This window comes from Collinsella aerofaciens, assembly GCF_015558785.1.
GTDB lineage: Bacteria > Actinomycetota > Coriobacteriia > Coriobacteriales > Coriobacteriaceae > Collinsella > Collinsella aerofaciens_P.
Genome location: NZ_JADMOP010000004.1, coordinates 99,972 through 112,352, shown reverse-complemented (window position 1 = coordinate 112,352; position 12,381 = coordinate 99,972). Strand labels below are relative to the sequence as shown.

General features: G+C 60.8%; 9 protein-coding genes and 1 riboswitch. Of the genes, 4 read left to right on the top strand and 5 right to left on the bottom strand.

Annotated elements, in window-relative coordinates; translation table 11 throughout:
- Window positions 1–44 precede the first annotated feature (44 nt).
- A riboswitch (Lysine riboswitch) is annotated at window positions 45–213 on the top strand.
- Between the two features lie 65 nt (window positions 214–278).
- From dapA to dapD, 3 genes are read left to right on the top strand one after another with little or no spacing between them, the layout of a single operon-like run.
- Complete coding sequence (gene dapA / locus I2G40_RS03275) at window positions 279–2,588, top strand: 4-hydroxy-tetrahydrodipicolinate synthase (protein WP_195544159.1); 2,310 nt, start codon at window positions 279–281, stop codon at window positions 2,586–2,588.
- Window positions 2,581–3,321, top strand: a complete 741-nt coding sequence (dapB, locus tag I2G40_RS03270) for a 4-hydroxy-tetrahydrodipicolinate reductase (protein WP_216595137.1) — start codon at window positions 2,581–2,583, stop codon at window positions 3,319–3,321. Before dapA ends, dapB begins: the two co-directional genes overlap by 8 nt.
- Window positions 3,322–3,360: 39 nt before the next feature.
- A complete protein-coding gene (gene dapD, locus I2G40_RS03265) occupies window positions 3,361–4,080 on the top strand; it encodes a 2,3,4,5-tetrahydropyridine-2,6-dicarboxylate N-acetyltransferase (protein ID WP_117564410.1) in 720 nt (239 codons plus the stop codon).
- Window positions 4,081–4,369: 289 nt separating this feature from the next.
- On the opposite strand, the gene I2G40_RS03260 is transcribed toward dapD, so the two are convergent.
- From I2G40_RS03260 to I2G40_RS03240, 5 genes are all read right to left on the bottom strand, one after another.
- Window positions 4,370–5,374 (bottom strand): nucleoid-associated protein, encoded by a 1,005-nt coding sequence (locus I2G40_RS03260; RefSeq protein ID WP_022094136.1) that lies wholly within the window; start codon window positions 5,372–5,374, stop codon window positions 4,370–4,372.
- A 111-nt stretch (window positions 5,375–5,485) separates the two neighbouring features.
- On the bottom strand, window positions 5,486–6,646 hold the full coding sequence (locus tag I2G40_RS03255) for a DUF2974 domain-containing protein (RefSeq protein ID WP_195544158.1): 1,161 nt from the start codon (window positions 6,644–6,646) through the stop codon (window positions 5,486–5,488).
- A gap of 114 nt (window positions 6,647–6,760) precedes the next feature.
- Window positions 6,761–7,711: an L-lactate dehydrogenase gene (locus I2G40_RS03250; protein WP_195544157.1), complete on the bottom strand. Its 951-nt coding sequence runs from the start codon at window positions 7,709–7,711 to the stop codon at window positions 6,761–6,763.
- A 201-nt stretch (window positions 7,712–7,912) separates the two neighbouring features.
- Complete coding sequence (locus I2G40_RS03245; RefSeq protein ID WP_195544156.1) at window positions 7,913–9,076, bottom strand: pyridoxal phosphate-dependent aminotransferase; 1,164 nt, start codon at window positions 9,074–9,076, stop codon at window positions 7,913–7,915.
- Window positions 9,077–9,194: 118 nt separating this feature from the next.
- Entirely contained in the window at window positions 9,195–11,201 is a 2,007-nt protein-coding gene (locus I2G40_RS03240) for an NAD(+) synthase (RefSeq protein WP_195544155.1), read from the bottom strand.
- 176 nt (window positions 11,202–11,377) lie between these two features.
- Between I2G40_RS03240 and I2G40_RS03235 the strand changes: the two genes are divergently transcribed.
- Window positions 11,378–12,322, top strand: a complete 945-nt coding sequence (locus tag I2G40_RS03235) for a hypothetical protein (RefSeq protein ID WP_195544154.1) — start codon at window positions 11,378–11,380, stop codon at window positions 12,320–12,322.
- The last annotated feature ends 59 nt before the right edge of the window (window positions 12,323–12,381 follow it).

Sequence of the window (12,381 nt, the reverse complement as noted above, 5' to 3'; positions counted from 1 at the left end):
ACGAATACTCTTGTTTGGTAAAGTGCAACGTGATAGGGTCGTTACCACTTGATAGAGGCGCGGGCACGAAGAGCCGCGGGCGAGCCGGCAGGCTTTGACCCCGTGGGGAGGCGAAACCCGCCGAACTGGGTTTTTCGGGCACGAACAACCTGGTGGGCCTGCGGGAAACACCCACAGGACTGTCTGCAGCAATGCGGGAGCGCTATCCGGACATTGGGTCCACGCTATGCGGATTCGATGCGCAGATGGCGCCGTCTGGATAGCGAGGTTTACGGGACATGGCATTGACCCCCAACGAGGCATATGCGGCCAAGCAGCCGTTTGTGGACAAGGAGACACTCGAGCATATCGTCGAGCAGTTCCCCACGCCGTTTCATCTATACGACGAGGCGGGCATCCGCCGCAACATGCAAGAAGTGCGCGACGCCTTTGCATGGAACCCGGGCTTTAAGGAATACTTTGCCGTCAAGGCCAACCCCAACCCGGCGCTCATCTCCATTCTCAACGAATACGGCTGCGGCTGCGATTGCTCGAGCTATACCGAGCTCATGATCGCCCGCTCGCTGGGCATCACGGGACACGACATCATGTTCTCGTCCAACGACACGCCAGCTGCCGACTTTGAGCTCGCCGACAAGCTGGGCGCCATCGTCAACTTTGACGACATCAGCCACATCGAGTTCTTTGAGCGTGTTGCGGGGCCCATCCCCAAAACGGTCAGCTGCCGCTTTAATCCGGGCGGCCTGTTCCAGCTCTCCAATGGCATCATGGATAACCCCGGCGATTCCAAGTACGGCATGACCACCGAGCAACTCTTCGAGGCCTTCCGCACGCTCAAGGCCAAGGGCGCCGAAAACTTTGGCATCCACGCATTCCTTGCCAGCAATACCGTCACCAACGACTACTACCCCAAGCTCGCGCGCATCCTCTTTGAGCTTGCCGCGCGCCTGGAGCGCGAGACCGGCGCACATGTCGCCTTCATTAATCTGTCCGGCGGCGTCGGCATCCCCTATCTGCCCGAGCAGCAGGCCAACGACATCCACACCATCGGCGAGGGGGTACACGCGGCATACGACGAGATCCTGGTTCCCGCCGGTATGGGCGATGTGGCCATCTGCACCGAGATGGGCCGCTATATGATAGGCCCCTACGGCTGCCTGGTCACCAAGGCCATCCACGAGAAGCAGATCTACAAGGACTATATCGGTGTCGACGCAAGCGCCGTCGATCTGATCCGCCCTGCCATGTATGGCGCCTACCACCACATTACGGTGATGGGCCAGCCGGGTGGCGCCGACAAGACCACAGTACCCGTTACGGACACCTACGACATCACGGGCAACCTATGCGAGAACAACGACAAGTTCGCCATCGATCGCGAGTTACCGCATATCGACATGGGCGACCTGCTTGTGATCCACGATACCGGTGCGCATGGCTACTCCATGGGCTACAACTACAACGGACGTCTGCGCTCCGCCGAGGTTCTGCTGCGCCCCGATGGCTCAGCCGACCTCATCCGCCGTGCCGAGCGCCCGGGCGATTACTTTGCCACGCTCGACGTGCTGCCGAGCGGCCGAGAGCTGCTGGCCAAGTCGCGCGCCGAAAGTGCCCGCCGTCGCGCCCAAGACGAGCGCTTGGCCGTCGCCGCCCAATGGAATAAGCGCATCCAGATCGCGGAAGCGAAGGAGAAGAACATGGATATCCGCAACCTCGAGGGCTCAATCGTCGCCCTCGTCACGCCGTTTAAAAAGGACGGCAGCGTCGACTTTGACGCACTCGAGCGCCTTATCGATTTCCACCTGCAAAACGGCACCGACGCCATCCTCACCCTGGGCACCACCGGCGAGAGCGCCACGATGACCGATGACGAGGACAACTCCGTCGTCGCCGCCGTGGTCAAGCATGTTGCAGGACGCGTCCCCGTCATCGCCGGCTCGGGCTCCAACTCCACGCAAACCATGCTCACCAAGTCGCTCACTTACCAGGGCTTGGGAGCCGACGGCCTGCTGCTCATTACCCCCTACTACAACAAGTCCAACGAAGAGGGTATCTATCAGCACTTTAAGACCGTCGCCGATGCTGTGGACATCCCCTGCATCCTGTACAACATCCCCGGCCGTTGCGGCTGCGGCATCAGCGAGCGCAACGTAGAGCGCCTGGCCGCACATCCCAACATCATGGGTATTAAGGAAGCCTCTGGCAACGTCGCTTACGCGGCCAAGATCGCCCACCTGCTGTCCGACGACTTCCGCATGTACTCGGGCGAGGACGCCCTCACCGTGCCGCTCATGAGCCTGGGCGCTTCGGGCACCATCAGCGTGTGGGCCGACGTTCAGCCGCAGCTCGTGCACGACATGTGCCGCGCCTATCTGGACGGCGACGTGGAGCGCGCCCGCGATATCCAGATTGCCGGCCAGCCGCTCATCAATGCCCTCTTTAGCGAGGTCAACCCCATCCCCGTCAAGGAAGCACTCGCCCAGATGGGTATGATCGAGGCAAACTACCGCATGCCGCTGTGCCCCATGGCAGACGACACGCGCTCCGCACTTACCGATGCTCTGAAAGGAGCTGGTCTGCTTGATTAAGACCGTCATTATGGGAACGGGCCGCATGGGCTCGCTCATCCGCACCACCGCCGAGGGCATTGTCAACACCGCTGGAGAGCCCGTTTTTGATATCGTCGCCCAGATCGGCTTCGACTTGTCCGAGCTCGAGAGCGCACCGGCCGCCGATGTAATCATCGACTTCTCGAACGTCGTGACCTTCGATGCCGTTGTCGCCTATGTCGAGCGCACGGGTGCCGCACTCGTTTCCGGCACCACGGGCTATACGCCCGAGCAGGTGGATCGCCTGCGCGAGCTGGGTCAGAACGCCCGTGTTATGCACTCGGGCAACTACTCTATCGGTATCGCCGCCCTGCGCCATCTGGTTGCCCAGGCCACGCGCGAGCTGCCCGGCTTTGACTGCGAAATCGTCGAGACGCACCATAATCAAAAGGTCGACGCCCCCAGCGGCACTGCCAAGTTGTTGCTCGACGCCGTCGTCGAAGCCGAGCCCGAGGCAGGCTACCACCCCGTCTATGGCCGCGAGGGCATGTGCGGCGCGCGCGACCCCAAGGAGATCGGCATGCACTCGCTGCGCGGCGGCACCGTCGCCGGCGTGCACGAGGTAAGCTTTTTCGGCCAGGACGAGGAGGTCACGCTCACGCACCGCGCCACGAGCCGTCAGATCTTCGTCAACGGCGCCCTGGCAGCCGCGCAGAAGCTCGTCACCCGCGAGCCTGGCTTCTATACGTTCGACCAGGTCATGTTTGCCTAACCAGGTATCAACCGGATCCACTCAAAGGAGAGACAGCAAATGAGTAATGCAGCCGAGATGGACGCACAGGAGATTATCAACTACATCGCAACCGCGCCCAAGAAAACGCCCGTCAAACTGTACGTGCGCGAAAAGCCGGGCATGAAGGTCCAGTGGGGCAATGCGCACGTCTACGGCGGTCGTCGTGGCAAGACCGTCTTTGGTGACTGGGATGAGCTCAAGGCAATCCTCGACGCCAACGCCGACTCCATCGACTACTACGACGTAGAGAACGACTGCCGCAACTCCGCCGTGCCCATGCTCGACCTCAAGGGTATCAACGCCCGCATCGAGCCGGGCGCGATCATCCGCGACCGTGTCGAGATTGGCGATCGCGCCGTCATCATGATGGGCGCCATCATCAACATCGGCTCCGTCATTGGCGAAGGCTCCATGATCGACATGGGCGCTGTGCTGGGCGGCCGCGCCACCGTGGGCAAGAACTGCCACATCGGCGCCGGCACCGTGCTGGCAGGCGTCGTGGAGCCCGCCAGTGCCACGCCCGTCATCATCGAGGACGACGTTATGATCGGCGCCAATGCCGTGGTCCTGGAGGGCGTGCACGTAGGCAAGGGCGCTGTCGTTGCCGCCGGCGCCGTGTGCGTCGAGGACGTCCCCGCCGGTGCCGTCGTGGCCGGTGTCCCCGCCCGCGTCATCAAGATGCGCGACGAGAAGACCGACAGCAAGACCGGCCTGGAAGAGGGCTTACGTCAACTCTAGGGCTGCGCAGTTTTACCAAACCGCGTAACTAGTCGACGCTGCACCTTTGGTTCCGTCGTTCTAACGAACGACGGATCTCTCGACGCTGCAAACGCCCCTAAGCGGCAATCTGACGTTCAATCGTCGGTCGCGTACCGGAGTACGCTTCCCTCCTCTTTCACGTCACCTTGCTCGCCTAGGGGCGTTTTCGCTGACTTATGCTCAGTCTGCAACTCAATTCAGCTCCAAGCAAAAAGGCCGAAGTCCCGAAGGGTTTCGGCCTTTGCTTTGTCTGAAGTTCAAGCGCAGTTTATCGATTCTCAATTGACCCGATATTTTTGAGCTCGATGGAAATGAGGCCGTTGGGCTCGTTGACGAACTCAATGTACTCGGAGTTCGAACCCATCTCGGCCGGGAAGCTGATCTCGATACCCGTGTCGGTACGGATCTTGTGATTGCGCACGGCCGCGCGTTCGACCTGCTTGCGCTCCACGGGCACACGCTCAGGCACCTTCTCCTCGGTCAGTGCCGCGCGCACGCTCTCCTTGATGACCGGCTCGTCCTCAAAGACCTCGTCGACGATATCCCAAGGCGGCAGTTCCTCGTCATCCTCGACCTTCTCGGCAACAGCAGCCTTAACCTTGGCGAGCGCTACGGCCGTATTGGCACCGTGCTCCTCGGCGACTTCCTCGACCACACGCGTCACGGTGTCGATGACCTCCTTGCCCGATACGCCCGTGTCGCACTGCAGCAGGCCATCGGGGATAAGCATACGGTCCTCGCCGGCGATCTTGCGTTTCTTGTCCACATAGCCGATCTCCATGGTACTCGCGCGCACGATGGCATAGCTCGGCACCTTTTGCGAGGGGTTCGGCAGAATGGCGTAGTGGCGCGCGATGTCGTTGCGTACCTCCCCCTCCTCGCGGCCCACTTCGTGCATAAAAGCCTGCTTGGAGCCCAGCAGCATCACGGCAAACCAGCGGGCATCCTCATCGTCGTCAAAATCGGCCACGAGCACGTCGGTGGACTCGGCTTTCTCGGCTTTGGTGAGCTCGGAAGAGATGAACTCCGCAATCTGCTGCGACAGGTCCACGAACTCGCGCTCGCCAAAGAAATAGCCCTTGAGCTCGCCGCCAAACGCAGAGTTCTCGGCAAACGTGGCACGTTTATTGTCGGCCGAGGTTCGTGCGCGGCGCAGATGCGTGGTCACGAAGTTGCGCACGGTACGGCTTTCGATATCGAGCTCGCGCTGGCTCATAACGTTAACGGCAGAGTCAAAGTCCAGGATATGCAGAATCGCGTGATTGATTTTCATATACGGCATTCCGTTCTAGATCGATTTCGGCACGAACCAGTATAGCGGTCGAGCCCGCCCCAAGCGCATCGAAGATTGCTGCATTGGGGCCAGGTTTCTCTGCACCAATGGTTAACGCAGGAGCTCGGACTGCCAGGCCTCGAGTTGTTCTGCCAGACTCTTACCGGCAGCGGACATGTCGATCTGAGGGCGTTTGGGCAGCAATGCACATCTAAGGATTGCCGCGATGGTCTGCGAAACAAAATGGCGCGTATCCTTGTCAAAGCCTTGGGCGGCCCGGAGCATCACAGGCAGGTTCTCGCGCATGTTCCCGGCGATATCCGCAAAACGTTCGGCGCCCGTAGCCTCAAACACGGAGAACAACGCTTCTACAAAACGCTCGCGCTCGCCAGGTGACACTGCAAGCAGCATCTCGCGAATAGAGCCATCAACATATCGCGCGCCAGCAGACAGGCGTTCGCAATACACAAAATCGCAGCCGTCGACCACCCAGCTAAAGGGATTGTGTTGCAGCAGGCTAAACTCGGTGCTTTCGACGATAGCGTAGTCCTCTTGCGTCTCGAACATCATGCCGAAGATCGAAGACTGGGGCAGGGTTTTATCGATACGACCAGAAAGGCTCGCAAAGGCGTCTCCGTTCAGAAACTCCTCGACAAAGCCAGGGCCATCGTGGGAGAAGACCCGCTCAATCCGGTTACGAGCACCGCTTGAGCACATCGCTGCACCATACACAGCCAGATTTCCGCCCTTGGAATGGCCTCCGCACAAGAGCGGCCCGTCAATCGCATCCGCCGCCTCGTCCACATAACGCGCCGCGGATTCCTGGGCCGGCACAGGACACCGGAACGCCATGTTAAAGTCCTCTTTCCAGCCCACAATCGTGCTGTCGGTCCCCCGGAAGGAAAGATAGCTAAACCCCGCCGGAAACCGGAACGCCATGGCTGCAAACTGCTCTGTCGCCACCACATCGCTCACGGCACGATAGCCGCAAACGTGCACGCCACGGTAGCGAGGGCTTGCTGCCACGGCCTCCAACAAGGCCCTGCTCCCCTCTGGATCCCACAAGTCGTCAATCATGTCCCGGTAGCACTCGGCACGCAGCAGCTCGCGTACGTCTAGGCCCTGCCAGTTCGTCAGCTCCGCCATATCGCCCGGCAAACGCAAATAGGACAACCACGCAAAGACGAGGCTATCCACCGCGCAGAACGGCCTCTCCTCAAACGGATCAAACGCCGTCTGGGCATAGGTTAAAAAATTAGGCGAATCCGACATGACCCTCCCATCAACTATGGTGCATTGGGGTCAGGTTACCTTGCACCAAAAAGGCGCCCGGGTCACATGGATCCGGGCGCCTTCATTGTAGCCTGTTGCTCAAACGAGCCGCATTTAGCAGGAGAAGTCGACGCTGTCGATGATGTCCTTGAGGGCCTTTGCAGAGGCGGTGAGCTCATGCTGCTCGCCATCGTTCAGCGGCACGGGGACGCGGCAGACGACGCCGTCGCGGCCAACGACCGTCGGCATGGAAATGGCAAGATCGGACAGGCCATACTCGCCCACCATGAGCGAGGAAACGGGCAGAACGGTCTGCTCATCGCGCATGACGGCAGTGCAGATGCGCTTAACGGCCATGGCGACGCCGTAGTAGGTGGCGTGCTTCTTCTCGATGATGGTGTAGGCGGAGTTCTTGACGTCCTCGGCGATGCGCTTCTCGGCAGCCTCATGCTCCAGATGACCGTGAAGCTCGCAGAAGGTGTTCAGCGGCACGCCGGCAACCTGGGCGCTGGACCAAGCGACAAACTCGGAGTCGCCGTGCTCACCCATGACATAAGCCTGAACGTCGCGCGGGTCAACCTCGACGTGAGCGCCGAGCATCTGCTGCAGACGGCCGGTGTCGAGCACGGTACCGGAGCCGATGACATGGCCCTCGGGCAGGCCGGACATCTTGATGGCGGCGTAGGTCAGAACGTCGACCGGGTTGGAGACGATGAGCAGAATGCCGTCGAAGCCGGACTTCTTAATCTCGGGGATAATGGACTTAAAGATGTTAACGTTCTTGTTGACCAGGTCCAGGCGGGTCTCGCCGGGCTTCTGGGCAGCGCCAGCGGTGACGACGATCATGGCGGCGTCGGCGACATCGGAATAATCGCCAGCGTAGATCTTCATCGGCTCGGCAAACGTCATGCCGTGCGCAATATCCAGAGCCTCACCCTCAGCGCGGTTCTTGTCCACGTCGATGAGAACCATCTCGGAGAACAGACCACTCTGCATCAGCGCGAACGCCGAAGACGAACCGACGAAACCGCAGCCGACAATAGCGACCTTCTTCTCGTTAACCATTAGAAACTCCCATCTCTCTCCACAAACAAGCCGCCCGGGAACGACCCGAGCGGCTTGCCGTAATCCCAATACATCCAATCGGGACTTTGATTATGCTCCTATTCGCAGCCAAATATCGACCGTTTGCCGAAATTATTTGCAGAATTCGTAAAATAACTGCACGAAATCGGTTTCGAGCTATTGACGAGCCGAAATAGCTTTCTAATACAGGCCCGCTTCGCGGATGGCCTCGACAGCCAAAGCGATCTGGTCGGGCGGCAAAACCAGCGCCATACGCACGTGTCCCTCGCCCGAAGGACCAAAGCTCGCGCCCGGCGTCACCACAACACCGGCCTTCTCCATGAGCTCCTCGCAAAACGTCATGGAATCGGTGCGACCACCGGGAAGCTTGGCCCACACAAACATGGAGCCATGCGCGTTGGGACGCTCCCAGCCCAGGCCCTCAAGACCGTCGCACAGGGCATCGCGACGCTCCTGGTACTTCAAACGCTGCGCCTCGACCTCATCACGCGGACCGTTCAGGCAGGCGATAGCAGCCTTCTGGATCGGGAAGAACATACCGAAGTCGATCTGGCTGCGTAGCTTGGCAAAGGCAGAGACCACGTCCTCGCGGCCGACCAAAAAGCCGATGCGAGCACCGGTGACGTTAAACGACTTGGAGAGCGAGAAGAACTCAACGCCCACCTCGAGCGCACCGGGATACTGCAAGAAGCTGCCGCCCGGCTCGCCGTCGAACACGATGTCGGAGTACGCGTTGTCATGGACGATGAGCAGGTCGTGCTCGCGGGCAAAAGCGATGATCTCCTCGTAGATCTCGGGCGTGCCCACCGAGCCCACCGGGTTGGCGGGCAGCGACACGATCATATACTTGGCGCGATCGGCCACTTCGGGATCGATGCCCGCCACATAGGGCAGGTAATTGTGCTCGGCAACCAGCGGATAGTACTCGAGCTTGGCATCGGCGATCTTGGCACCCGCCTCAAAGACCGGGTAGCACGGATCGGGAACCAAAATAGTGTCGCCCGGATCGAGCAGGGCCAGGCCCAAATGGCCCACGCCCTCCTGCGTGCCGTTGCACGACTGCACCATGGACGGCGTAATGCCGGAGACACCAAAGCGACGCTCATAGTAATCGCACACGGCTTGCTTGAGTTCGGGCAGGTCGCGCAGGGCGTACTTCCACATCTCGGGATCCTGGGCGGCTTGTGTGAGCGCCTCCACCACGTGGCCGTACGGCTTAAAGTCGGGCGTGCCCACGCTCATGTTGTAAATGGTCTTGCCCTGAGCCTTCAGCGCGAGCAGTTTGTTGTTGAGCGAGGCGAAGACCTCCGCGCCAAAGCGGTCGAGACGCTGCGATGCCTGCATGGTGCCACCTTTCGATATGAAAAACGCGGCGCTCCGACAAGAGCGCCGCGCGATACGGGCCATCAGATTGCAAAAGTGTAACGCTTGCAACCCTCGTATTGGTTCAATTTAGCCAACCTTAGTCAATTGCATTGAGCGCATCGATCTGCGCAAGCCACAGACGCGAGCTGGCGTCACTCGGCATACGCCAATCGCCGCGCGGGCTGAGCGTCACCGAGCCCACCTTGGGACCATCGGGCAGGCAGCTGCGCTTAAACTGCTGAGCAAAGAAGCGACGGTAGAACGTACGCAACCACGTGTGGACGGTCTTGGCGTCGTAGACGCCCTCGAAGCTCTTGAGCGCCATGCGGTAGATCTTGCCCGGCTCAAAGCCAAAACGCAGCAGGTAGTAGAGGAAGTAGTCGTGCAGCTCGTACGGGCCCACCAAATCCTCAGTCTTCTGCGCAATCTCGCCGTCGCCCGTGGGCGGCAGAAGCTCGGGGGACACCGGTGTATCGAGGATGTCGAGCAGCGTCTCGGCAATACGCCCGCCAAAGACATCGGCAGCATAACGCACCAGATGGCGCACAAGCGTCTTGGGCACGCTCGCGTTGACGGCATACATGCTCATGTGGTCGCCGTTATAGGTAGCCCAACCGAGTGCCAGCTCCGACAAGTCGCCCGTGCCGATGACAAAACCGCCAGCCTGGTTGGCCAGATCCATCAGAATCTGCGTACGCTCGCGGGCCTGGCTGTTCTCGTAGGTCACGTCCTGCACGGTCGGATCGTGCTCTATGTCCTTGAAGTGCTGTTCCACAGCCGCGTGGATCGAAACCTCGCGGAAGCTCACACCCAGGTCGTGAGCGAGCGACTCGGCGTTGGACTTAGTGCGATGCGTCGTGCCAAAGCCGGGCATGGACACGGCTGTGATACCGGTGCGCGGCAGCCCCAGTGCATCGAAGGCGCGAACTGTCACGAGCAGTGCCAGCGTGGAGTCCAGGCCGCCCGAAAGACCGATGACTGCAGCCTTGGTACCCGTATGGGCAAGGCGGGTCTTGAGGCCGGCGGTCTGCAGGTCGAGGATGGTCTCGCAACGCTCGGCCAGGTCGCCATGGTCGGCCGGCACAAAGGGCGCACGGGGGAAGACACGGTCGATATCGCAGGCATCGCGCAGGACAGGTTCGTCTGCCAGCACGCCCTCAAACGAAAATTCAACGGTCGTGGCCTCCGGCGCATCGTCCGCGCGCGTCCACGTCGTCGAGCGACGGCGCTCGGCAACCAGACGGTCAAGATCGACATCGGCGACGGCCATATCGCAGGTAAGCAGTTTGGTGGCGGCGAGCTTGGAGCCGTTTTCGTAGGTAAGGTTCTCGCCTGCAAAGACCATATCGGTCGTGGACTCGCCCTCGCTCGCATCCGCATAGGCATAGGCGCAGTACAGGCGCGCACTCTGATTGGAGATGAGACTGCGGCGATAGTCTGCCTTACCGATAATCTCATCCGAGGCCGACGGGTTGAGAATCACCGTCGCACCGGCAAGCGCCATCTCGGTCGAAGGCGGCGCCGGCACCCACAGGTCCTCACAGACCTCAACGCCCAGCACCAGGTCCTCGGCGCCCTCATCACAGCAGCGGTAGACAAGCCCCGAACCCAGCGGAACCGGACCCTGACCGGCAAATTCAACCCACACGGGATCCGCAGGCGCCGGAGCAAACCAGCGGCGCTCGTAGAACTCGCCATAGTTGGGCAGATACTTTTTGGCCGTAAGACCCAAAAGCTCGCCCGCGCAGCACACGGCGGCGCAGTTGTAGATATTCTCGGCAACTGCAACGGGAAGACCGATGGTAAAGACAATCGGCAGCTCACGAGTCTCGTCGAGGATATGTACCAGAGCGGCCTCACAGGCATGCAGCAGCGTGCGGTTATGGAACAGGTCGGCCGCGGTATAGCCGCACAAGTTGAGCTCGGGCAGCACCAGCGCGCGAACGCCGCGCTCGGTAGCCTCGCGAACAGCCGCCAGCGCAACCTCGGCATTGCCTTCGACATCGGCCACGCGAATCTGCGGCGACGCCGCCGCCACACGCAAAAAGCCATCAGACTGAGAAAGGTGAAGATTCATAAGAATGCTCCCGTGCGTAGACGCCATTCACAACAATTAGCAAGCCCTATTGTAGTTCAACCGCCGGGTGCAACCGCATCCCACCAACTTGGTGAGCTATTGATGAGTTGATGGTATCTGTTAAATGTCACGTACGATTCACATCTGGTGGGTACCCTGATGGCTACATGAAACGAAGCAGATTTACACCGGGAGGGTCCCGCATGACAACCAAGTACACCGACGCGCCGCGCACACGCGTCATGACACCGGCCGCGCTCAACAACGGCGTTCACGAAAACCATTCCATCGGACAGACCATGGCCATCGCGCCCAAAAAGGGCCTGTTCGACGACATTTCCATTCCCCAAATCATCGCCGGCGCTGCAGCCGCCGCCACGAGCGTCGCGCTTGCTTCCAAAATCGGTATCGCCGGATCGGTGATCGGCGCCGCCGTGAGCTCGGTCATCACCGTTGTGTCCTCGCAGGTCTACCGCCACTTTATCTCTGCCAGCGCCAAAGCCCTCAAAGGTACGCACGCCGACGTCGACTACCCCGCCGGCGCCTATGAGCCCGTTGAATTTAATGCCGAGGAGCACCTGGGCGGCGCCGCGACTACGCAAGAGATGCGCCAGATTGCGGGGCGCGCGACCACGGCACGCGTCGCTCCCAACAGCCTGCGCGCCAAGGCGGCGGCAGAGCGCAGCCAGACGCAAAAGAAGGTCATCATCTTCTCGATCGCCATCGCCATCGTCGCGGTCATCGCCTGCACCGGTGCCATCCTTATCACCACCGCCGGTGAGGGTCTGGGCGAGCGTCCCGAGCCAATCCTTTCGTCGCGCACGACCGAGCACGACGCGGATAACACCGGTCAATCGCAAAGCCAGCAGGACGACTCGCAGGGCGCCTCCGCATCCACCGACTCGTCCTCGAACACCCCCGATCAGTCGCAGAGCGCTGATTCCTCTGCGAACAGCGGCGGCACGCAATCCAGCACGACCGACTCAAGCCAAACGACTGACGGCTCTCAACCGAGCACAGGCGACCAGACGAGCGGCAATGCATCGGGCACGGGATCTACCGACAATAGCAACACCAACAGCTCGAGCGGAACCGCTTCCGGCACGGCATCAGACAGCTCGAGCCAAGACACGGCATCGGGCAACTAAGCACGTTTGCCCCTCATAGATAACCGACCTGCATAACGGGCGCGAACCGGCAACGGTCG